Source organism: Caenimonas terrae, assembly GCF_042655405.1.
Classification (GTDB): domain Bacteria; phylum Pseudomonadota; class Gammaproteobacteria; order Burkholderiales; family Burkholderiaceae_C; genus Ramlibacter; species Ramlibacter terrae_A.
This window is the reverse complement of record NZ_JBHSMF010000009.1, coordinates 1084119-1105860: the sequence shown is the minus strand read 5'-3', so window position 1 is coordinate 1105860 and position 21742 is coordinate 1084119. Positions and strand designations below refer to the sequence as shown.

23 protein-coding genes and 1 tRNA gene are annotated in these 21742 nt (G+C 68.3%); 9 read left to right on the top strand and 15 right to left on the bottom strand.

All coding sequences use genetic code 11. The features are described 5' to 3' along the window. The first annotated feature begins 134 nt into the window (after positions 1-134). Both ACFPOE_RS19180 and ACFPOE_RS19175 read left to right on the top strand, forming a co-directional pair. Positions 135-590, top strand: coding sequence for a phasin family protein (locus ACFPOE_RS19180; protein ID WP_376851886.1), 456 nt, complete (start codon positions 135-137; stop codon positions 588-590). Positions 591-680: 90 nt separating this feature from the next. Continuing rightward, on the top strand, positions 681-1088 hold the full coding sequence (locus ACFPOE_RS19175) for an RNA-binding protein (protein ID WP_376851885.1): 408 nt from the start codon (positions 681-683) through the stop codon (positions 1086-1088). A gap of 62 nt (positions 1089-1150) precedes the next feature. Here the strand turns inward: ACFPOE_RS19175 and phbB are convergent, their stop codons facing one another. From phbB to ACFPOE_RS19160, 3 genes are all read right to left on the bottom strand, one after another. Next, entirely contained in the window at positions 1151-1888 is a 738-nt protein-coding gene (gene phbB / locus ACFPOE_RS19170) for an acetoacetyl-CoA reductase (protein WP_376851884.1), read from the bottom strand. 41 nt (positions 1889-1929) lie between these two features. After that, positions 1930-3108 (bottom strand): acetyl-CoA C-acetyltransferase, encoded by a 1179-nt coding sequence (locus ACFPOE_RS19165; RefSeq protein ID WP_376851883.1) that lies wholly within the window; start codon positions 3106-3108, stop codon positions 1930-1932. A gap of 158 nt (positions 3109-3266) precedes the next feature. Next, entirely contained in the window at positions 3267-4967 is a 1701-nt protein-coding gene (locus ACFPOE_RS19160; RefSeq protein WP_376851882.1) for a PHA/PHB synthase family protein, read from the bottom strand. An 88-nt stretch (positions 4968-5055) separates the two neighbouring features. Between ACFPOE_RS19160 and ACFPOE_RS19155 the strand changes: the two genes are divergently transcribed. Then, positions 5056-5331 (top strand): hypothetical protein, encoded by a 276-nt coding sequence (locus tag ACFPOE_RS19155; RefSeq protein WP_376851881.1) that lies wholly within the window; start codon positions 5056-5058, stop codon positions 5329-5331. Here the strand turns inward: ACFPOE_RS19155 and pgeF are convergent. Beyond that, positions 5263-6030 carry a peptidoglycan editing factor PgeF gene (gene pgeF / locus ACFPOE_RS19150; RefSeq protein WP_376851880.1) on the bottom strand — a complete coding sequence of 256 codons (768 nt, stop codon included), beginning with the start codon at positions 6028-6030 and terminating at the stop codon, positions 5263-5265. The genes ACFPOE_RS19155 and pgeF overlap by 69 nt on opposite strands. A 4-nt stretch (positions 6031-6034) precedes the next feature. After that, positions 6035-6676, bottom strand: a complete 642-nt coding sequence (gene maiA, locus ACFPOE_RS19145; protein ID WP_376851879.1) for a maleylacetoacetate isomerase — start codon at positions 6674-6676, stop codon at positions 6035-6037. Positions 6677-6730: 54 nt separating this feature from the next. Between maiA and ACFPOE_RS19140 the strand changes: the two genes are divergently transcribed. Both ACFPOE_RS19140 and ACFPOE_RS19135 read left to right on the top strand, forming a co-directional pair. Beyond that, positions 6731-7675 (top strand): alpha/beta hydrolase, encoded by a 945-nt coding sequence (locus ACFPOE_RS19140; protein WP_376851878.1) that lies wholly within the window; start codon positions 6731-6733, stop codon positions 7673-7675. A 59-nt stretch (positions 7676-7734) separates the two neighbouring features. Continuing rightward, the gene (locus ACFPOE_RS19135) at positions 7735-8043 is read left to right on the top strand and encodes an antibiotic biosynthesis monooxygenase family protein (RefSeq protein WP_376851877.1); all 309 of its coding nucleotides are present in this window, start codon (positions 7735-7737) and stop codon (positions 8041-8043) included. An 8-nt stretch (positions 8044-8051) separates the two neighbouring features. Here the strand turns inward: ACFPOE_RS19135 and ACFPOE_RS19130 are convergent, their stop codons facing one another. Continuing rightward, positions 8052-8489 (bottom strand): MarR family winged helix-turn-helix transcriptional regulator, encoded by a 438-nt coding sequence (locus ACFPOE_RS19130; protein WP_376851876.1) that lies wholly within the window; start codon positions 8487-8489, stop codon positions 8052-8054. Between the two features lie 105 nt (positions 8490-8594). Here ACFPOE_RS19130 and ACFPOE_RS19125 point away from each other — a divergent pair, with 105 nt between their 5' ends. The 4 genes from ACFPOE_RS19125 to ACFPOE_RS19110 all read left to right on the top strand — a co-directional run bounded on the left by ACFPOE_RS19125 (position 8595) and on the right by ACFPOE_RS19110 (position 12309). Beyond that, positions 8595-9935 carry an FAD-dependent oxidoreductase gene (locus ACFPOE_RS19125; protein ID WP_376851875.1) on the top strand — a complete coding sequence of 447 codons (1341 nt, stop codon included), beginning with the start codon at positions 8595-8597 and terminating at the stop codon, positions 9933-9935. Positions 9936-9944: 9 nt separating this feature from the next. Then, a complete protein-coding gene (gtdA, locus tag ACFPOE_RS19120; protein ID WP_376851874.1) occupies positions 9945-11000 on the top strand; it encodes a gentisate 1,2-dioxygenase in 1056 nt (351 codons plus the stop codon). Then, positions 10997-11692 (top strand): fumarylacetoacetate hydrolase family protein, encoded by a 696-nt coding sequence (locus ACFPOE_RS19115; RefSeq protein WP_376851873.1) that lies wholly within the window; start codon positions 10997-10999, stop codon positions 11690-11692. Before gtdA ends, ACFPOE_RS19115 begins: the two co-directional genes overlap by 4 nt. Before the next feature lie 68 nt (positions 11693-11760). Beyond that, entirely contained in the window at positions 11761-12309 is a 549-nt protein-coding gene (locus ACFPOE_RS19110; RefSeq protein ID WP_376851872.1) for an NUDIX hydrolase, read from the top strand. Between the two features lie 10 nt (positions 12310-12319). On the opposite strand, the gene ACFPOE_RS19105 is transcribed toward ACFPOE_RS19110, so the two are convergent. The 9 genes from ACFPOE_RS19105 to rplT form a co-directional block, all read right to left on the bottom strand. Further along, positions 12320-14461: a serine/threonine-protein kinase gene (locus ACFPOE_RS19105; protein WP_376851934.1), complete on the bottom strand. Its 2142-nt coding sequence runs from the start codon at positions 14459-14461 to the stop codon at positions 12320-12322. A 119-nt stretch (positions 14462-14580) separates the two neighbouring features. Beyond that, on the bottom strand, positions 14581-15717 hold the full coding sequence (locus ACFPOE_RS19100) for a type VI secretion system-associated FHA domain protein (protein ID WP_376851871.1): 1137 nt from the start codon (positions 15715-15717) through the stop codon (positions 14581-14583). A 9-nt stretch (positions 15718-15726) separates the two neighbouring features. Continuing rightward, positions 15727-16620, bottom strand: coding sequence for an adenylate/guanylate cyclase domain-containing protein (locus tag ACFPOE_RS19095; protein WP_376851870.1), 894 nt, complete (start codon positions 16618-16620; stop codon positions 15727-15729). 129 nt (positions 16621-16749) lie between these two features. Next, a tRNA-Pro gene (locus ACFPOE_RS19090) sits at positions 16750-16826 on the bottom strand. A 46-nt stretch (positions 16827-16872) separates the two neighbouring features. Next, positions 16873-17325: a MerR family transcriptional regulator gene (locus ACFPOE_RS19085; RefSeq protein WP_376851869.1), complete on the bottom strand. Its 453-nt coding sequence runs from the start codon at positions 17323-17325 to the stop codon at positions 16873-16875. 101 nt (positions 17326-17426) lie between these two features. After that, entirely contained in the window at positions 17427-17756 is a 330-nt protein-coding gene (locus ACFPOE_RS19080; RefSeq protein ID WP_376851933.1) for an integration host factor subunit alpha, read from the bottom strand. Positions 17757-17794: 38 nt separating this feature from the next. Next, entirely contained in the window at positions 17795-20212 is a 2418-nt protein-coding gene (pheT, locus tag ACFPOE_RS19075) for a phenylalanine--tRNA ligase subunit beta (protein WP_376851868.1), read from the bottom strand. Positions 20213-20233: 21 nt separating this feature from the next. Further along, positions 20234-21283: a phenylalanine--tRNA ligase subunit alpha gene (pheS, locus tag ACFPOE_RS19070; RefSeq protein ID WP_376851867.1), complete on the bottom strand. Its 1050-nt coding sequence runs from the start codon at positions 21281-21283 to the stop codon at positions 20234-20236. Positions 21284-21369: 86 nt separating this feature from the next. Next, positions 21370-21729 (bottom strand): 50S ribosomal protein L20, encoded by a 360-nt coding sequence (gene rplT, locus ACFPOE_RS19065; protein ID WP_376851866.1) that lies wholly within the window; start codon positions 21727-21729, stop codon positions 21370-21372. Positions 21730-21742: the final 13 nt, after the last annotated feature.

Here is a 21742-nt window from a genome sequence, read left to right as displayed (position 1 = left end):
GAGGCAGCACCGCCGTCGTCCAGATCCGGACAACACCGCGCTGCAGTCGGTTACGCAATGCCCGATGACATCCGGCAGGCACCGGTTGCAGAATCGCGCTGACAGGGGGCAAATGCCCCGCAAAGGAGGCCGACATGACTGCCAGAAAACCCCGCCGGGCGCCCGTTCCCGCCGAGCCGGACCCGATCGAAGCCGTGCACCTGCAGGAGGCGGTGGCCAGCGAAAGCGCGGAAGCGATGCGCCGCGGCCTGGAGAACATGCGCCGCATCAATGACCGGGCGGTGCAGGCGGCGCTGCAGCGCTTCACCAAGGCCGCCGAGGGCTACAAGGCGCCGCGCGCGCCGCTGGACCTGCTGACCATCCCGACCGAGCTGCTGCGCTCGCAGATGGAGGCGACAGCGAACTACTGGCAGGAGCTCAGCGGCGCGGCCCTGGAGATGCAGGCCGAGGTGCTGGGTTGCTCGAGCCACCTGGTCAACAGCGACGCCGTGCTGCAGGCGGCGTCGGCGATGGACGCGCTGCCGGCCTTCGGTTTGTACGGCATGGACCGCCTGCTCGGCCCCCGCAAGGCCGCCCCCGGCCAGGCCTGATGCACCGTCCTACAGCGGCTGGACACGGGCGCTGACAAGGCAACGCAGCCGTCGGCGCCTTAATGGCGTTCACAACGACAAGGAGCTGCCATGAAACACTTCGAACTGGAACCCAGCATGCTCACCATGCGCGGGGTTTTCTATCCCACGGGCTACATGGTGGTGATGCTGCCGAGCGAGCAGGACGCGCGGGCCGCCGAACGCAAGCTGGAGGAAAACGGGGTGATGGGCGAGAAGGTGGCCCTGCTGTCGCCGGACGTGATCCAGGAAAAGATCGCCCGCACCGTCGGCAGCGCCGACATCCCGCTGCCCACCGTGGGCACGGAAGCAGACACCGTGCGCCGCTTCGCCGAACTGGCCAGCCAGGGTCACTGGGCGCTTATGATCCACGCGCCCCACGGCGACGAAACCACCCAGATCATGGAGATCCTCAAGGCCTTCCCGCTGTCTTACGGCCAGAAGTACCGGCAGCTGGTGATCGAGGACCTGGTGGACTGAGCGTTGCGGCACCAACAGAAAAGCCCGCTCGCGCGGGCTTTTCTGTTGGTGCCCGAAGCCGCCTAACCCATGTGCAGGCCGCCGTTGACGGAAAAATCCGCGCCGGTGGAGTAGCTGCCGTCCTCGGAGGCCAGCCAGGCGATGATGGAGGCGATCTCCTCCGGCTTGCCCAGGCGCTTGACCGGAATGGTGGCCACGATCTTGTTCAGGACGTCCTCGCGGATCGCCTTGACCATGTCGGTGCCGATGTAGCCGGGGCTGACCGTGTTGACGGTGACGCCCTTGTTGGCCAGCTCCTGGGCCAGCGCCATGGTGAAGCCGTGCATGCCGGCCTTGGCCGCCGAGTAATTGGTCTGCCCGGCCTGGCCCTTTTCGCCGTTGACGCTGCTGATGTTGATGATGCGGCCCCAGCCCTTCTCGACCATGTCGCCGACCACCTGCTTGGTGACGTTGAACATGCTGTTGAGGTTGGTTTCGATCACCGCATCCCAGTCCTCGCGCGACATCTTCAGGAACATGCGGTCGCGCGTGATGCCGGCGTTGTTGACCAGCACGTCGATCGGGCCGTGTTCCGCCTTGGCCTTGGAGAAGGCGTCCACGGTCGACTCCCAGGCGCCGACATTGCCGACCGACGCGTGGAATTCGTAGCCCAGCTCCTTCTGTTCGCCCAGCCACTTGTTGAAGTCACGGGTCGGGCCGCAGCCGGCGATGACCGTGAAGCCTTCCTTGTGCATGCGCTGGCAGATGGCGGTGCCGATGCCGCCCATGCCGCCGGTGATGTATGCGACTTTTTTTGCCATTTTGGCCTCCTTGCAGTAGTCGTTCCGTTCTACTCTCTCGCTCAGCGTTCCACAGCGAGGGAAACCCCCATGCCGCCGCCGATGCACAGCGCGGCGATGCCCTTCTTCGCATCGCGCCGCTGCATCTCGTGCAGCAGCGTCACCAGGATGCGCGCGCCGGACGCACCGATCGGGTGCCCGATGGCGATGGCGCCGCCATTGACGTTGACCTTGGCCGGGTCGATGTCCAGCGCCTTGTTGACGGCGCAGGCCTGCGCGGCGAAGGCTTCGTTGAGCTCGAACAGGTCCACCTGCGATGCCTTCCAGCCGGCGCGCTCGAGCGCCTTCTTGGTGGCGGACACCGGGCCCATGCCCATCACCTTCGGGTCCAGCCCGGTGGTGCCGAAGGCCTTGATGGTGGCCAGGGGCTTGAGGCCCAGCTCCTTGGCTTTCCTGGCGCTCATCACCACCACGGCGGCGGCGCCGTCGTTCAGCCCGGAAGCATTGCCGGCGGTGACGCTGCCGGCCTTGTCGAAGGCCGGGCGCAGGCCGGCGAGCGCTTCGGCATTGGTCTTCTTGTTGATGAATTCGTCGGCGTCGAACTGGATCGGGTCGCCCTTCCTCTGCGGGATCGGCACCGAGACGATCTCGTCCTTGAACCTGCCGGCGTCCTGCGCCGCCGCCGCCTTGGTCTGGCTGCCCAGCGCCAGCGCGTCCTGCGCGGCGCGGTCGATGTTGTGTTCCTTGGCGACGTTCTCGGCCGTCACGCCCATGTGGTACTGGTTGTAGACGTCCCACAGGCCGTCCACGATCATCGTGTCCTGCAGTTTCCACTCGCCCATGCGCTGGCCGTCGCGCGAGTTGGGCAGCACGTGGGGCGCGGCGCTCATGTTCTCCTGGCCGCCGGCCACCACGATCTCGGCGTCGCCCCAGGCGATGGCCTGGGCCGCCAGCATCACGGCCTTCAGGCCCGAGCCGCACACCGCGTTGATCGTCAGGCCCGGCACTTCCTTGGGCAGGCCGGCCTTGAGCAGCGCCTGGCGCGCCGGATTCTGGCCGGCGCCGGCCGCCAGCACCTGGCCCATGATGACCTCGCTGACCTGCGCGGGATCGACCTTGGCGCGCGCCAGCGCCTCCTTGATCACGATCGCGCCCAGCTCGGTGGCCGGGATCTTGGCGAGCGAGCCGCCGAACTTGCCGACCGCCGTGCGGACCGCCGAAACGATGACGATATCTTCCATGGTGTGCTCCTGGTGGGGTGAGTTTGGGTGATGTCCTTGTGAACGCAGGGGCGCAAGAACGCCGCAGAAGTCGCAGAAGAATCAGAGCTTCATTGTTCTCTCTTCCGCCTGCCCTGCGGGCCCTTTGCGCCCTTCGCGTTCAAGCTTTTCGGTTTGTTTCAGGCCTTGGCCTTGACGTAGCGGCCGGGCGCCGGCTCGATCGCCTTGTACTTGGCGCCCTTGCCGTAGCCCTTGGGCGCGGCAACCAGCTTGCCCGCGTGGCCCTTGAGCCAGCCGGCCCAGTCGGTCCACCAGCTGCCGGGGTGCTCCTTGGCGCCGGCAATCCAGTCCTCGACCGTGGCCGGCAGCTTGTCGTTGGTCCAGTAGGAGCGCTTGTTCTTCGCCGGCGGGTTGATCACCCCGGCAATGTGGCCGGAGGCGCCCATGACGAAGCGCTTCTTGCCCGGCAGGTGCCTGATGCTGGCGTAGGAGCCGCCGATCGGAACGATGTGGTCCTCGCGCGAGCCGTAGACATAGACCGGCATGTCCAGCGTCGACAGGTCCACCTTCTGGCCGGCCACCGTGCACTTGCCCGGCTTGACGAGGTTGTTCTCGAAGTAGGTGTTGCGCAGGTACCAGGTATACATCGGCCCCGGCAGGTTGGTGGAATCGCTGTTCCAGTACAGCAGGTCGAACGGCGGCGGCGTCTCGCCCTTGAGGTAGTTGCCCACCACGTAGTTCCAGACCAGGTCGTTGGGGCGCAGGAAGCTGAAGGTGGTCGCCAGTTCCTGGCCCTTGAGCAGGCCGCCCTTGCCCATCTGCAGCTCGCGGTACTTGACCATCGGCTCGTCGATGAACAGGTCCAGGATGCCGGTGTCGGAAAAATCCAGCAGCGTGGTCAGCAGCGTGGCGGATGCAACCGGCTTTTCGCCGCGTGCCGCCAGCACGGCCAGCGCGGTGCTCAGGATGGTGCCGCCGACGCAGAAGCCCAGCGCGTTGATCTTCCTGGCACCGGTGATCTCCTGCACCACCTCGATGGCCTTGATCGCCGCATCCGCGATGTAGTCGTCCCAGGTCTTGTCGTGCAGCGATTCGTCCGCATTGCGCCAGCTGACCACGAAGGTCCGGTGGCCCTGGTCCACCACGTACTTGATCAGCGAGTTCTCCGGCTGCAGGTCCAGGATGTAGAACTTGTTGATGCACGGCGGCACGAACAGGAAAGGCCGCTCGTACACCTGCTTGCCGGACGGCTTGTATTCGATCAGCTGGAACAGCTCGTTCTCGAACACCACCGCGCCCTCGGTGGTGGCGACGTTGCGGCCGACCTCGAACAGGCTCTCGTCGGTCATCGAGACGTGGCCCTGCTGGATGTCGGCCAGCAGGTTTTTCATCCCGCGGGCGATGCTCTCGCCCTTGGTCTCGATCGCCTTCTTCTGCGCCTCGGCGTTCAACGCCATGAAGTTGCTCGGCGCCGAGGCCGCCATCCACTGCTCGACCGCGAAGCGCAGCCGGGCCTTGGTCTTGGCGTCCGACTCCACCGCCTCGGCCATGCCCAGCAGCGTGCGGGCGTTGAGCAGGTAGGCCGAGGCCGAAAAGGCTGCGACCGGATTGGCGCCCCAGGCGTCGCCGGCAAAGCGCTTGTCGGCCGGGGGCTTGGGATGCAGGCCGTGGTTCCAGAGCTCGGTGGCTTCCTTCAGGTAAGCCTGCTGCAGCTCCTGCAATTTCTCCGGCGAGAATTTCAGGGCGGGAAGCGGGCCGTTGCCGGCGCCGGTTTCGGGCAGGCCCAGCTGCTCGAAGGATTGCAGCGCCATGCCCCAGCTCTGCGTGAGGCTCTGCTGGAACTGTTGGGTGGCGGCCGCCCAGTCTGCTTCAGAATGCATTGTTGTCTCCTGTCACCCTGTTGATCCGGGTTAACCCGAGTATCCCATTCCTCATGCTGCACTGCAACAAAATCCGACTGGAAGCCCCGTGTACATCGTCGTGATCGGCTGGTTTTACGTCGCGCTGATGATGGCCGTCGCCGAGGCCACCAATGCAACCGGCACCCTGCTCGGGGCCATTGTGACCTTTCTGCTGTATGGCGTTGGCCCCGTCGCCCTGGTGATTTACCTGATGCAGGAGCCGGCGCGCCGGCGCCGCCGCAAGAAGGCGGCGCTGGCCCTGCGGGCAGCCGCCTCAGGCCAGCCAGACGCAGGCGGCGAAGCGGCCGCTGACGCGGTCGCGCCGGTGCGAAAAGAATCTTGAAGGATTGCCGGCGCTGCACCAGCCGGCGCTGCCGTCGTTGCCATGGACCGCGGTGACGCCGCTGGCCGCCAGCCGCAGGCGCGCCAGGCCCTGCAGGTCGGCCAGCCACTTGCCATCGGACTTCGGCCTGAACAGGGCTGCGGCCTGCGCCTGCCGCTCGACGAACGCCTGGCGCACCTCGTCGCCGACCTCGAACACCTGCGGCCCGATGCACGGGCCCAGCCAGGCAATGGTCCGGTCTGCGGCCTCGGCGGGCGGGACGCCCATCGCATTCCACAGGCTGTGCAAGGTAGCTTCCAGCACGCCGCCGGCGAGCCCGCGCCAGCCGGCGTGGGCCGCTGCCACCGCCCGCCCCGCGCGGTCGGCGAACAGCACCGGCAGGCAGTCCGCCACCATGATCGTGCAGGCCAGGCCCGGATCGGTCGCGACGCAGGCATCGGCTTGCGTGCCGTCGCGCGTTCCGGCCTCCAGGCGCACGGCATTGCTGGCGTGCACCTGCTGCAGGTAAACCGGGCGCACGCCGATCGCCTCGCGCAACAGCGCGCGGTTGCGGACGACGGCGACCGGGTCGTCGCCCACGTGGTCGCCGAGGTTCAGGCTGTCGTACGGCGGCAGCGACACGCCGCCCTTGCGCGTGGTGCAGACGGCACGCACCGATGGCGGCGTGGGCCAGTCCGGGGCGATCCAGTCGGCGTCCACCGGCCTACGCTTCGTTGTCGGGACAGTTGGACGGCTGCGCCTGCTGGAACGCCGGCAGCTTCATGCAGGCGTCGAATGCCGCCATCGTGCGCGGCAACCCGCTGAAATCCACGTTGAAGCGCTGGCCGTTGAAGACCTGCGGCACCAGGCAGCAGTCGGCCAGGCTCGGCGTGGGCCCGTAACTGTAGGTGGACGGCGGCAGCTGCGCCAGCTCGCGCTCGTAGGCCTGCAGGCCTTCGCGCACCCAGTGGCGGTACCACGTGTTCTTGGCTTCCTCCTCCACCTTGAGTTCGCGCACCAGGTACTTGAGCACGCGCAGGTTGTTTAATGGATGGATGTCGCACGAGACCAGTTGCGCCAGCGCCCGCACGCGGGCCCGGCCCAGCGCATCCGAGGGCAGCAGCGGCGGCTCCGGATGGGTCTCGTCCAGGTATTCGATGATCGCCATCGACTGCCCCAGCCGCTCGCCGCCATCGAGCTCCAAGGTCGGGACCAGCGCCGTCGCCGACACTGCGGCATAGTCGGGCAGCTTGTGGTCGCCGCGGGCCAGGTGCACCGGGGCGTACTCGTAGCGAAGGCCCTTGAGCTCGAGCGCGATGCGCACGCGAAACGATGCGGAGGAGCGGAAATAGTTATAGAGCTTCATGGCGCGGAGCATAAACCGGGACGCGCTGCCGCGGCCCATTCCAGGAGAGACGAAATGCTGCATCCCCAGGCCCGCGCGCTGCTGGCCCTGATCGAGGAAAAGGGCCTGCCGCCCACCCACACCCTGACCCCCGCCGACGCGCGGCACTGGTACCGCGAACGGCGCTTCGTCACGCAGCCCGCTGCTGCGGAAGTGGCGCTGGTGCGCGAGCTGCGCGCGCCGGCGCCGGCCGGGGACATGTCGCTGCGGCTGTACCGGCCGTTGGGGAGCAAGGCGGACCAGGTGCTGCCGGTGCTGGTGTACTTCCACGGCGGCGGCTGGACCATCGGCGACCTGGACAGCCACGACACGCTGTGCCGCGAACTGGCCAACGGCTCGGGCTGCGCGCTGGTCGCGGTCGACTACCGCATGGGACCGGAACACCGCTTCCCGGCGGCGGTGGACGATGCATTTGCGGCTACGCGCTGGGTCAGCGCCAACGCAGCGGCGCTGGGGTTGGATGCGCAGCGGCTGGCGGTGGGCGGCGACAGCGCCGGCGGCAACCTGGCGGCGGTGGTCGCGATCGCGGCGCGCGACGCCGGCGACCTGCCGGTGGCTTTCCAGTTGCTGATCTATCCGGCCACCGACATGCGGCGCGGCGCGCCCTCCCACACCAGCAACGGCGAAGGCTACCTGCTGACCCGCGACACGATCGCCTACTTCCACGACCATTACATCGACGACGCCCGCCACGACCTGGACTGGCGGGCCTCGCCGCTGCTGCACTCCGACCTGTCCGGGCTGCCGCCGGCCTTCGTGCTGACCGCGGGCTACGACCCGCTGCGCGACGAGGGACTGCAATACGCCCAGGCGCTCACCGTAGCGGGCAACCGGGCCGCGCTGGTGTGCTTCGAGCGCCAGATCCACGGCTTCATCACGATGGGCAAGGTGCTGGACGAGGCCAACGTCGCGGTGTCGCTGTGCGCGTCGCAGCTGCGGCAGGCGCTGGCGCGGCCCTAGGCCGGGGGTCGGCGACTTGGCGACTCGGCGACAATCGCCGTCTCACGAGGAGACCGACAATGATTCTTGAAATCGCCGACATCCGCATCCAGCCGGGCCAGCAGGCCGCCTTCGAGGAGGCGATCCAGCGCGGCATCGCCACCGTCGCTTCCAGGGCCAAGGGCTTCCAGGGCTTCAAGGTGAACAAGTGCATCGAGACGCCCGAGCGCTATGTGCTGCAGATCTTCTGGGACACGCTGGAAGACCACACGGTGGGCTTTCGCGAGGGGCCGCTGTTCGGCCAGTGGCGCGCCATCGTCGGACCGTTCTTCGCCGGGCCGCCGAACGTGGAGCACTTCGACCTGGTCGCCAAGTCAGGCATCGCCTGAGCTGAGGCTCAGCCGGGGCCGTGCGAGCCCACCAGCTTGGCCAGCAGCGCCACCAGCTGCTCGCGCTCGGCCGGCTCCAGCGGCGCCAGGATCCGGGCCTGCACCTTGTGCACGGCCCGCTTCATCTGCGCCGCCGCCGCCTGCCCCTGCGGGGTGATCCACAGGAGCTTGCGGCGGCGGTCCGCGCCATCGGGCTCGCGCCGCACCCAGCCCTTGGCTTCCAGCCGGCCGATCACCGAGCCGAAGGTGGCGGCGTCGAACGCCACCTTGCCGGCCAGCGTCACCTGGTCCTCGCCCGGATCCTCGATCAGCGCGTTGAGGATGGCGAACTGCACCGGCGTGACGTCGAAGTCGCCCGTTTCCTCCATGAACAGCGCCACCGCCACCTGGTGGGCCCGCCGGATCAGGTGCCCCGGGGCGTGCTGGAAGTCGAAGCTCTTGGCCATGGGACGAGTGTAGCGACGCAGGCAGCTTGCCGGTCTCCCGATCAATATGTATACTTATCATAAATCACCAGCGGCGCGGCGCCCGCCCATCCCTTCACTGATCTCATGCAAAGCTTCCTGACCGAACCGAGCCGGCAGACGCCGGTGTTCGGCGAATACGACGTGGTCGTCCTCGGCGGCGGGCCGGCCGGCATCGCCGCCGCCGTGGCCGCGGCGCGGGCCGGGCGCTCGACCCTGCTGGTGGAGCGCTACGGCTTCCTCGGCGGCATGGGCACGGCGGCCGGCGTCACCAATTTCTGCGGCCTGCATGCCAACGTCGAGGGCGAGATCCGGCAAGTGGTGCACGGCGTGGCCGATGACCTGCTGGCCCGCATCGCGCGGCTGGGCGGCCTGAACGAGCCGCATGCCCTGTTCGGCCGGACCGTGGCGCAGGCGTATGACACCGCCGCCTACAAGATCGCCGCCGACGACCTGATGCTGGCCGCCGGCGTCAGCGTCCTGTTCCATGCGGTGGGGGCCGGCGTGACCATGGCCGGGCCGGGCCATGTGCAGGCGCTGCTGCTGGAAACCAAGTCGGGGCGCTTCGCCGTGCGCGGGCGCACCTTCGTCGACTGCTCGGGCGATGGCGACCTCGCAGCCTGGGCCGGCGCCGCCTTCGAGAAGGGCGACGGCCACGGCAACATGCTCTATCCGTCGACCATGTTCCGCCTCAACGGCGTCGATCCGGTGCGCGCCGGCGAAGCCTGGAAGGTGATCCCCGAGCTGATGGCGAAAGCCGAGGCGCAAGGCCGCTACAGGTTTCCGCGCAAGGGCGCGATCGTGCGCCCGCAAAAGAGCGGCATCGAGTGGCGCGTCAACCTGACGCAGCTGGCCAATCCGCAGGGCAACGCGATGGACGGCACCGACGCCGTCGAACTGAGCGAAGCCGAGGTGCTGGGCCGCCGGCAGATCGCCGACGTCGCCGGCTTCCTCAAGGAAGTGCCGGGCTTCGAGCAGTCGTACATCGTCGACATCGCGCCGCAGGTCGGGATTCGCGAGACCCGGCGCGTGACGGGCCACTACATGCTGACGGAGTCCGACGTGCTCGATTGCGCGGATTTCACCGACACCATCGGTGTCAACGGCTGGCCGCTGGAGCTCCACACCAAGGGCGACGTGGAATTCCGCTGGACCCGGCCGGGCAGCCGCGGCTTCAACCAGCTGCCCTACCGCATGACGGTGCCACCGGGCTTCGACAACCTGTGGGTGGCCGGCCGCTGCGCCTCGATGACGCATGAGGCGCAGTCGGCGGCACGGGTGACCGGCGCCTGCTTCGTGATGGGCCAGGCCGTGGGCATCGCCGCCGACCTGGCCCTCAAGTCGGGCGGCAGCGCCGCCGGCATCGACGTGCCGGCGCTGCAATCGCGGCTGGAGAGCGAAGGCGCCTATCTCGGACGAACCTGGTAAGGAGACAAGATGAACGCACCCCATCCGATGGCCGCGGCGCGCCAGCAGTTGTACGCCGACATGGCGCCGCTGAACCTCACGCCGCTGTGGGAGGTGCTGCACGCGCTGGTGCCCAGGCAGCCCGATACGCCCTGCGTCCCGGCGCTTTGGAAGTACGAGGACGTGCGGCCCTTCCTGATGCGCGCCGGCCAGGCGATCACCGCCGAGGAAGCGGTGCGGCGCGTCCTGATCCTGGAGAACCCGGCGCTGCGTGGCCAGTCGGCGGTGACGCAGTCGCTGTACGCCGGCCTGCAGCTGATCCTGCCCGGCGAGGTGGCGCCCAGCCACCGCCACACGCAAAGCGCGCTGCGCTTCATCGTCGAGGGCTCCGGCGCCTACACCGCGGTGGACGGCGAGCGCACCACCATGCGCCCGGGCGACTTCATCATCACGCCCAGCTGGACCTGGCACGACCACGGCAACGACGCGGATGAACCGGTGGTCTGGCTCGACGGCCTGGACATCCCGATGATCCGCTTCTTCGACGCCGGCTTCGCGCAGAACGACGAGAGCAAGTCGCAGGCGGTCTCGCGCGCCGAAGGCACCAGCTTCGCCCGCTACGGCCACAACATGGCGCCGGTGCGGCACGACGCGCCGTTCGGCAAGACCTCGCCGATCTTCAGCTACCCCTACGAGCGCAGCCGGGAAGCGCTGGACCGGCTGGAACGCGACGCGCCGATCGACGACTGGGACGGCGTCAAGCTGCGCTACCTCAACCCGCTCACCGGCGGCTCGCCGATGCCGACCATGGCCACCTTCATGCAGAAGCTACCGGCCGGCTTCGCCGGCAAGCCCTGGCGCCAGACCGACGGTGCGGTGTACAGCGTGGTCGAGGGCCACGGCGAGATGCTGGTGGAGCGCGGCGGCATGCAGTGGCGCCAGCCCTTCGGGCCGCGGGATCATTTCGTCGTGCCGTCGTGGCACACTGCGCGCTTCGTCTCCGGGCCGGGCTGCGTCCTGTTCAGTTTTTCCGACCGTCCGGTGCAGCAGGCGCTGGGCATCCACCAAGAAGAGAGGTTGTCATGAACTATGTATTCACTCCGCCGGCGGTGCCGTCGGTGCCGGTCGTCGGCCGCGCCGAGCGCTTCCCGATCCACCGCATCTACTGCGTGGGCCGCAACTACGTCGAACACGCCCAGGAGATGGGTTTCACCGGCCGCGAACCGCCCTTCTTCTTCATCAAGCCCGCGGACACGGCGGTGGTGGTGAATGCGGGTGAAACGGGCACGATGGAATACCCCACGCTGACCAGCAACCTGCACCACGAGATCGAACTGGTGGTGGCCATCGGAAAGGGCGGGCGCAACATCAAGGCGGCCGACGCCAAGAAGCACATCTTCGGCTACGGCGTCGGCCTGGACATGACCCGGCGCGACCTGCAGGGCGAGATGAAGAAGCAGGGCCGGCCCTGGTGCATCGGCAAGGCCTTCGAGCAATCTGCGCCGATCGGCCCGATCACGCCGATCGAGCAGGCCGGCGACGTCGAGAACGCCGAGATCTGGCTGCAGGTCAACGGCAAGGACCGCCAGCGCAGCAACGTCAACAAGCTGATCTGGAACATCGGCGAAACCATCGAGCACCTGTCGGCCGCCTGGGACCTGGCGCCCGGCGACCTGATCTACAGCGGCACGCCCGAAGGCGTGGCGGCGGTGGTCAAGGGCGACACGCTGGTTGGCGGCGTCGGCGGTCTGACCGAGCTGCGGGTGCGCGTGGGCTGATCCTCGCCCAGGACATGCCGAGGCTCCCGCGGGAGCCTCGATTTCTTTCGACGCTACACTGCAAGTCCATGCCCTTTCGCAGCCCCATCAAGCACTGCCGCAACTGCGGCGCTGCCGTGGTGTACCGGTTGCCCGACGACGGCGACACCCATGAGCGGGCCGTCTGCCCGGCCTGCGACACCATCCATTACGAGAACCCGCTGAACGTGGTGGGCACCCTGCCCCACTTCGGCGAGAAAGTGTTGCTCTGCAAGCGCAACATCGAGCCGGGCTGGGGCAAATGGACGCTGCCGGCCGGCTTCATGGAGCTGGGCGAAACGGTCTCCGAAGGCGCGGCCCGCGAAACCGACGAAGAGGCAGGCGCGAAGTTCGAGATGGAAGAGCTGTTCACCGTGCTGAGCGTGCCACGCGTGGGCCAGGTGCACCTGTTCTTCCGGGCCCGGCTGCTGAGCGACCAGTTCGACCCGGGCCACGAAACCATCGAGGCCCGGCTGTTCGCGGAAGACGAAATCCCCTGGGAGGAGATCGCCTTCAGGACGGTGAAGGAAACGCTGGCCTGCTATTTCGACGACCGGCGCAACGGCCGCTTCCTGGTCCACACGCGGGAGATCCGCTAGGCCCCAGCGCTCAGTTGCGGATCTTGCTTTCCTCGCGCAAGCGCGCTTCCTCGCGGAACGCCACGCAGGCCCGGGTGTTCTGGAAAAGCGGCTTGGAGCATTCCTCCTGCAGGCACAGCTGGCGGGAGAGGAAGACCTTGTCCTTGCAGGTGTCTGCCGGCGCCATCGGCCGCGGCGCGGCCACCGGCGGGCTGGGACGCACTGCCACCGGCGCATCGCGCGACTCGCGCGCCTCCGCCGGCACCGCCGCGGAAAAACCGACCGTGGGCTGAGGCGCCGCCGGGGGCGCGGCCCGCTTGGCGGCGCTGGCAGCCTTGCGCGCCGCGATCGCAGCCTTGGACATGGAGGGCGCCGCCGCAGAAGAGCCCCCATGGGCCGGTCCATGCGCCGGTTCTGCGCCGGGAGCCGCGCCCAGCTTGGCGTCCTCCACTTCGGCCACAGCAGGCGCCGGCACCGGCACCGGTGCTGCAGCGACCGCTGGAGCCGACGCTGCCTGGCTGGCCGCCGGAACGGGCGCAACGACCGCCACATCCTTGTTGCCGCCGCGCCCCGCCAGCAGGATCGCCAGCAGTGCGGCGATCGCGAGCGCGCCGCCGCCGGCCAGCATCGCTACCGGCGGCTTCTTCCTTGGAGCCTGTGCGGGCGGCACCTTGGCCGCGGCGACCTTGGCGGCCGGGGGCGAAGCGACAGCAGGCGCCACGGCGATGGCGGCCGCCGTCGCCGCCGTCGCCGCGACCGGCGTCGCTCCCACCGGACGAGGACCTGGCCTGGACGCAGGCGGCACGGTGGTGCCATCCGCGTCGGCCGCGGCCCGCACCGGCGCCGCCATCGCCTGTTGTGCAACCGACACTGGGGGCGGCGTCGTGGGCTGCGGCGCGACCGGGCCGGCGGATGGCAGCGGTTTCGGCACCGGCGCGGGCGTGACCGCCGGAGCGGCGCTCGCCTGCGGCGGCGCCGGCGCCACGGCGGCGGCAGCCGCCAGCAGTGGCGCCGCCCGCGGGACCGATGGATCGTGGCGTACCCGCGTCGCGTCGAGGTCCTCGCTGGGCTTGGCAAAGTGGGTGGTCTGGCCGGTCAGCACGGTCTGGTCGGGCGAGGATGAGCCACCGGCCAGCTTGCGCAAGCGCCGCCGCGCCAGGTCCGCATAGATGCCGGCCGGAAACTGCTGCAGGAAGCCTTCGAATTCCTCCGGGTCGGCCGAGTCCTTGATGTCCTTCCAGTACACCAGCTCCAGTTCCTGCGTCACCGTGACGGTTGCGGTGGCGGTGGAACCGCTGGTGCCCGACGTGCCGGAGCTGACCATCGACGGGACCGTGCCCTTGGAGCCGGTCGTCTCCGGCTTCTTCAGCGGATCGGCCGGCGGCACGACGGTCGCGTCCTCGGCCCGCCGGATCGCCGACTGCAGGGCCGCGGCGAAGTCGCGCGCGGTGGCGAAGCGCTGCTCGCGGTCCTTGGCCAGTGCGCGCGCCACGACGGCGTCGATCGCGGGCGGCAGCTTCGAATTGAAGGAGCTGGGCGGCGGCGGCGTGTGGCCGATGATCTGGTGGATGATCGAAAAATCGTTGTCGCCGTCGAACGGGCGCTTGTCGGTCAGCAGCTGGTAGAGCACCACGCCGACCGAGAACAGGTCGGCCCGGGAATCGATCTTCAGGCCCTGGACCTGCTCTGGCGCCATGTACTTGAGCGTGCCCACCATGCTGCCCTGGGTGCGCGTGGCCTCGCCCGAATCCTGCATCCGGGCGACGCCGAAGTCGGTGAGCTTGACCTTGCCGCCGGGTTCGATCAGCAGGTTCGCCGGCTTGATGTCGCGGTGGACGATGCCGGCCTTGTGCGCGTAGTCCAGCGCCGCCAGCAGGTCGCGCACCATCTTGAGCGACTGTTCGAGCGAATAGCGCACTCCCCGGTCCAGGTGGTGCTTGAGGTCGTCGCCCTGGATGTACTCCATGACCAGGAAGGCGATGTCGCCGTCCCGGTCCGAGTCGTAGACGCTGACGATGTTGGGGTGCTGCAGGCGGGCGGCGGAGCGGGCCTCGGTGCGGAACCGCGACTCGTATTCGGCCGCGGCTTCTTCCGACAGGTTTTCAACCTTGACGGTCTTGATCGCGACCCGCCGTTCCAGGTTGGGGTCACGGCCCTCGTACACGACTCCCATTGCGCCCTTGCCGAGAACGCGGACCAGGTCATAGCGGCCAAGCTTTTTGAGACTCACAACAACGAGCGTCCTGGTAGCGGGTTAGGAGCCGATTCTAGCCTGCACCCCGCCGGGGGGGGTCAGTCCGGGGCCAGGCCTGTCTCTCGTTTGATACGCTGGCTTTCCCGCAGGTAGGCTTCCTTGAAGTGCTGGTCGAGCAGTTGCTGTACCCATTGCGCCAGGTCCTGGCTCATGTCGCCGTAATGGCGCGAGTAGGCATCCCAGGCCCGGGTGCCCTCGAACAGCTTGCTGCCCGAGCCGAGCAGCCGCTCCTTCAGGGCGGCCGGCGCGAACTCCTGGACCGTCGCTTCCACGGCGGCGCGCACGGCCGATGCCATCGCCGCGTCGTGCGCCATCATTTCGCCGACGATGTCGGTCAGCGCGCGCTGGGGGCTGAGAAAGCCGATGCTGGCCGCCCGCCCGCCCAGCAGGTATTGCAGCTTGGTGTCGTCCGGCCAGTCGGTCTTGAGCGGGTTGTTGTCCTTGACCGGCACCACCCCGTGCGCGCCCGGCGGGCGTCGCTCCGGGCCGCCGGCGCGCGAGGCATACAAGTGAAACAGCCCCTCCAGCGCCGTGCGCACCGCCCGGCCGGCCGCCTCCAGGTCGGTCGGGCTCAACGGCCCGAGATTGGCCTTGTCCAGGCCCAGGCCCTTGTAGAACGCCGACAGGTCGCCGCCGCCCGCCGCCAGCGGCTGCGGTCCCGACTTGGGCCCGGCACCCTCCCCACCCGGGCCGAAGGTGGATTCGAAGCCCCAGTCACCGAACGGATCTTCCTCCGGCGTGATGACCTGGGCGCCGAAGTCGGCCGCCGGCGCCGCCGTCATCGACGCCGGGCGGGGCAGCGTGGCGTCGGAGCCCGCCGGGTCGTTGTCGAACACCGCCCACGGGTCCTGCTCGACGTCCTTGGCCGCCGGCACCAGCACCTGCACGCTGTAGTCGCCGACCTTGAGCATCTGGCCGGTCGGCAGCACGCCCTGGGTGCCGGGCGGCGCATAGCCGAACGGCATGTCGATCCCGTTGACGCTGGACAGGACCCGGAACTGCAGTTGGTCCGCCACGTTCCAGACCGCCAGATGGCGGCGCGACACGTTGCGCTCGGGATCGGGCAGGTTGACGTCGCAGGCGATGTCGCGCCCCAGGATCAACTCCGGGTCCCCGGCATGCACGAGGCGCCGGGCTTCGAGGCCGGGACCGAGGATATGGATTTCGAGCGCCATGGGTGCGATTCAGCCGCTGACGGAAAAGAGCACCAGCGGCGCGTTGTCCGCATGGCGGTCGCAGCCCAGGGCGATCTGGCCGTGGCCCACCAGGTAGCACTCGGTGCGGCGCAGCACCACCGGCTCGGTCTGGTTGCCCATGTAGACCCAGGTGCCGAAGCTGGAGCCGTCGCTGAGCACGAACTGGCCGCCGCGCCATTCGACCGTGGCATGCAGGCGCGAAACGCGCGAATCGTTGATCGACAGCGAGGAGGTCGCGGCGCGGCCGAGCGTGAGCTTTTCGCCGCGCGGCTCCAGCCGCACCGTCTGGCCGGCCGCCGCCAGTTCCAGGAAGCCGCCCTTGCCCGGGGCCTTGAACATCGAGGCGCCCATGACGGTGGCGTCGTTGTCGCGGTCCACCTGCCAGTCCACCCGGTAGACCTCGGTGGCGTCGGACTTGCCGCGCAGGTACATCGGGCCGAGGCTGCGCAGCTGCTCGCGCTGCGCCGGCGACAGCGCATCGGCCACCCGCTGGGTGGTGAGGATCTGGGCGGCGCCGGCCAGGTCGGCCAGCCGGGCCGCGCTGTTGACGGCGTCGCCGTAGCAGTCGCCGTCGATTTCCACCACCTCGCCGGTCTCCACCCCCATCTGCATCTGGATCGGGCCCAGGTTGCCGCCCGGGTTGACCGGCTTTTCCTGCAGCCGCATCTGGATCGCCAGGCAGGCCTCGATCGCCGGTCCCTCCTGCGGAAACACCACGAACAGGCCGTCGCCCAGCAGCTTGACCACCCGGCCGTGGTGCTGCTCGAAGGTCTTGGACAGGGCCGTGGTCAGCTGGGTGACGAAGCGGCCGGCGGTCTCGTCCCCGAGCCGCTCGAAGATGCCGGTGCTCCCAACCATGTCAGCAAATACAACGGTGGCCACGATGGAGTCAGCGTCCGCGGTGAGTGTTGTGAATTACAGCCATTCGCAATGATTTTATGCGGGCAATGCAGGAAGCCCGCAACAACGCAAAAAGGGTTAGCAGGACACTCCTGCTAACCCTTCAAACAATGGTCGGCGTGAAAGGATTCGAACCTTCGACCCCTTGCACCCCATGCAAGTGCGCTACCAGGCTGCGCTACACGCCGACAAGCCAACGATTATAGCCCGGTGCGGACCACGCTCGACATGAAGTCAGTGCGTTGCCGACAGAAGATCGCGGATCTCGAACAGCTCGCGGCGCACCAGCAGCAGCTTCTGCGACACCAGTTCGCGCTCCTCGAGCGGGGCGCTGTCCTCGAAATCCTCGGCGAAGGACGAATCGTCCACTTCGATCACCTCGACGCCTTCGAGCATCACCTCGCCGGAGCGGCGCTTGTCGCGCTCCACCTGCACCAGCTCATGCAGCTTGTTGCGCGCGCCGCTGATGGTGAAGCCCTGGTCGTACAGCAGGTCCCGGATCCGGCGGATCATCAGGACCTCGTGGTGCTGGTAGTAGCGGCGGTTGCCGCGCCGCTTCATCGGCCGCAACTGGGTGAATTCCTGCTCCCAATAACGTAGCACGTGAGGCTTGACGCCACACAGGTCGCTGACCTCACCGATGGTGAAGTAGCGCTTTGCCGGAATTGAGGGGAGAGCTTTCTCCATTGAAATCAATGTTGTAGGAGAGAAAGCTGCTAGGTTACTCTAAGCAGGCCCGGCGTGCCAAGGGCATTTGGCAGGAAGCAACGAAATGTATTTTTTCTGCTTCAGGCGGGTTCGGCGCCCTCGCCCTGGATCTGTTCCTTGAGCTTGTGGCTGGCATGGAACGTCACCACCCGGCGCGCCTCGATCGGGATCGCCTCGCCGGTGCGCGGGTTGCGGCCCGGGCGCGGCGCCTTGGTGCGGATCTGGAAATTGCCGAAACCCGAGATCTTGACGTCCTGGCCGTCGACCAGGCTGTCGGAGATCAGGTCGAAGAAGGCATCGATCATGTCCTTGGACTCGCGCTTGTTCAGCCCGATCTGCTCGAACAGCAGTTCGGCCAGCTGCGCCTTGGTGAGCGCCGGCGTCTCCAGGCTCTCGACGGAGAAGTCCATGGCGTCCTGGACCTCGGCTTTTCGGCTCAGTGCCATTGTCATCCTCTCAGGCGGCCGCCCAGGCGGGCAGCGATGCTGTCGATCGCGGCCTGGACGGCGCCGTCGATCTGCTCGTCGGTCAGTGTGGCTTCGGCGCTACCCAGCGTCAAGCGCACCGCCATGCTTTTCTCGTCCGCCGCCACGCCGCCGGCAGCCTGCTTGGGCTTGTAGACGTCGAAAAGCATCGCGTCGCGCAGCAGCCCGGAGGTGTCCGCGGAGCGGATGGCGGCCAGCAGCTGCGCGTGGGTGACCTTGTCCTTGACGATCATCGCGATGTCGCGCTCGGCCGGCTGGAACCGCGGCACCGGCACGAAGGCCGGCACCGGACGGGCCTGCACCGCGTCCAGGTCCAGTTCGAACAGCACCGGCGCGTGGGCCAGCTCCCACTGCTGGCGCCAGCGCGGATGCAGTTCGCCGATGACGCCCACATCCTTGCCGTCCACGAGGATGCGCGCGCAGCGGCCAGGATGCATCGCGGGATGCTCGGCCGCCTCGAACTGCGCCTTCACCGGTGAAAGCAGCGTTTCGACATCGCCCTTGGCGTCGAAGAAGTCGCTGCCCGGCGCCTTGCGGCCCCACTGCAGGCCGTCGACGTCGCCGTAAGCCAGCCCCGCCACGCGCATCGGCTGGCGGATGCCGCGCACCGTGGTGTCCGTCGTGGCGACGGCGGCGTCGCGGGTGTAGACGCGGCCGATCTCGAACACGCGCACCCGCTCCGCCTTGCGGTCGAGATTGAAGCGCAGCGCCTGCAGCAGCGAGCCCAGCAGCGATGAGCGCATCACGCTCATCTGGCTGGCGATCGGGTTGAGCAGCTTGATCGGCGCGGCGTTGCCGGCCAGGTCGCGCTCCCAGTCCGCCTCGACGAAGCTGAAGTTGATGGTCTCGCTGTAGCCCAGCGCGGCCAGCAGGCGGCGCAGCACGAAGCGGCTGCGCCGCGCCTCGGAGCGCAGGCTGGCCTGGATCGGCGCCAGCGGCGGCGTGGTCGGCAGCTTGTCGTAGCCGATCACGCGCACCACTTCCTCGATCAGGTCTTCTTCGATCGCGATGTCGAACCGGTAAGGCGGCGGCCTCACGGTGAGCGTTCCCGCGCCTTCGGTGACATCCAGCCCCAGCCGCGCCAGCGCATCGGCGCATTGCTGCTGGGTCAGCGGCATGCCGATCACCTTGGCCGCGCGCGCCACCCGCAGCGTCACCGGCCTGGGCTCGGGCAGCTTGACCGCGTGGTCGTCCACCGGCCCGGCCTCGCCGCCGCAGATCGAGAGGATCAGGCCGGTGATGTGCTCGATGTGCTCCACCGTCGTGCTCGGGTCCACGCCGCGCTCGAAGCGGTGCCCGGCATCGGTGGAGAAATTGAAGCGCCTGGAGCGTCCCTGGATCGCGGCCGGCCACCAGAACGCGGCCTCCACGTAGACGTTCCTGGTGGCATCGGAAACCGCCGTCGAGTCGCCGCCCATGATGCCGGCCAGCGATTCCACCTGCACGTCGTCGGCGATCACGCCGACCTTGTCGTCCACCGTCACCGTGGCGCCATTGAGCAGCTTGAGCTGTTCGCCCGGCCGGCCCCAGCGCACGTCCAGCCCTCCGTGGATCTTGTCCAGGTCGAAGATGTGGGAAGGCCGGCCGAATTCGAACATCACGTAATTGGAGATGTCCACCAGCGCCGTCACGCTGCGTTGCCCGCAGCGGGCCAGCCGCTCGACCATCCACGCGGGGGTCTTGGCCTGCGTATCGACGTTGCGCACGATCCGCCCGGAGAAGCGGCCGCACAGGTCGGGCGCGCTGACCTTCACCGCCAGCCTGTCCTGGTGCCCGAGGGCCACCGAAGCGAACTTCGGCTGCTGCAGCGGGGCGCCGGTGAGCGCCGACAACTCCCGCGCCACGCCGTACACGCTGAGCGCGTGCGCCAGGTTGGGCGTGAGCTTGAGCGTGAAGATGGTGTCGTCGAGCTTGAGCAGCGACCGGACGTCGACGCCGATCGGTGCATCTGCGGGCAGTTCCAGCAGGCCGCCGTGGTCTTCGCTCAGGCGCAGCTCGCGCGCCGAGCACAGCATGCCCTGGCTCTCGACGCCGCGCAGCTTGCCGACCTTGATCTGGAACGGCTTGCCGTCCTCACCCGGCGGCAGCTCGGCCCCGACCAGGGCCAGCGGCACCTTGATGCCGACCCGGGCGTTGGGCGCGCCGCACACCACGTTGAGCAGCGCGCCCTGCCCCGCATCGACCTGGCAGACGCGCAGGCGGTCGGCGTTCGGATGCTGCACCGCTTCCTTGATCTCACCGACCACCACCTTGCTGAAGGGCGGCGCGACCGGACGCAATTCCTCCACCTCCAGCCCTCCCATGGTCAGGGTGTCGGCCAGTTGCTGGGTGGTCAGCGGCGGATTGCAGAATTCGCGCAGCCAGGACTCGGGGAATTGCATGTTCTTGTTCGAGGAAAACGGTTAACGGAACTGGCTGAGGAAGCGGACGTCGCCGTCGAAGAACAGCCGCAGGTCGTTGACGCCGTAGCGCAGCATCGCGAGCCGGTCCATGCCCATGCCGAAGGCGAAGCCGATGTAGCGCTCGGGGTCCAGCCCCATGTTGGCCACCACGCCCGGATGGACCTGGCCGGAGCCGGCGACCTCCAGCCAGCGGCCGGCCAGCGGGCCGGTCTGGAACTGGATGTCGATCTCGGCGCTCGGCTCGGTGAACGGAAAGAAGCTGGGCCGGAAGCGCAGTGCCAGGTCGTCGCTCTCGAAGAAGGTGCGGCAGAAATCCGTGAACACCACCTTCAGGTCCTTGAAGCTCACGTTCTCGCCCAGCCACAGGCCTTCGCACTGGTGGAACATCGGCGAGTGGGTGGCGTCGCTGTCCACGCGGTAGGTGCGGCCCGGTGCGATCACGCGCACCTCGGGCAGCACCGCCTGGCCGGCGTGCTTCTTGATGTGCGCATGGGCGTAGCGCACCTGCATCGGGCTGGTGTGCGGGCGCAGGTTGTACGGGATGCCGTCGTCGCCGTCGATGTCGACGTAGAAGGTGTCCTGCATCGACCGCGCCGGATGGTTCGGCGGGTTGTTCAGGGAGGTGAAGCTGTGCCAGTCGGTCTCGATCTCGGGGCCGTCGGCCACGTCGAATCCCATGCTGGCGAAGATCGACTCGATCCGCTCCTGGGTCAGGCTGACCGGATGCAGGCTGCCGGGCTCGCGCAGGCGCCCCGGCAGGCTCACGTCCAGCGCTTCGGCCTTCAACTGCGCCTGCAGTTCGCGCTCGGCCAGCGCCTGCCGGCGTTCGCCGAGCGCGGCCTCGATCGCCTGCTTGGCCAGGTTGATCGCGGCGCCCCGGCTCTTCTTTTCGTCCACGCTGAGCGCGCCCATGCCCTTCATCAGCTCCGTGATGCGGCCTGACTTGCCCAGGAACAGCGCCTTGGCGTTTTCCAGTTCGGCCGGCGCCTCGGCCTGGGCGAATGCGCTGCGCGCGCTGTCGACGATGGATTCGAGCTCGTTTGTCTGCATGAATTAAAACGGGGACCAGTGCAAAGCCCTGGCCCCCGTCCTTGTATGTTGCACCAGGCGCCACCGGTGGGCGGCGCCCCGCGACCTCAAGCCGCCAGCTTGGACTTGACCTGCTCCACGATGCCGGCAAAAGCTGCCTTGTCGTGCACGGCGATGTCGGCGAGCACCTTGCGGTCGATCTCGATGCCGGCCTTGCGGATGCCGTTGGCGAACTGGCTGTACGTCAGGCCGCACTCACGGGCCGCCGCGTTGATACGGGCGATCCAGAGCTGGCGGAAGACGCGCTTCTTGGTGCGGCGGTCACGGTAGGCATATTGCCCGGCCTTCATCACCGCTTCCTTGGCGATCCGGAAGACATTGCCGCGGCGGCCGCGGAAACCCTTGGCGAGGGCGAGAACCTTCTTGTGGCGGGCGCGAGCCGTTACACCACGTTTGACGCGAGGCATGTGATTACTCCTT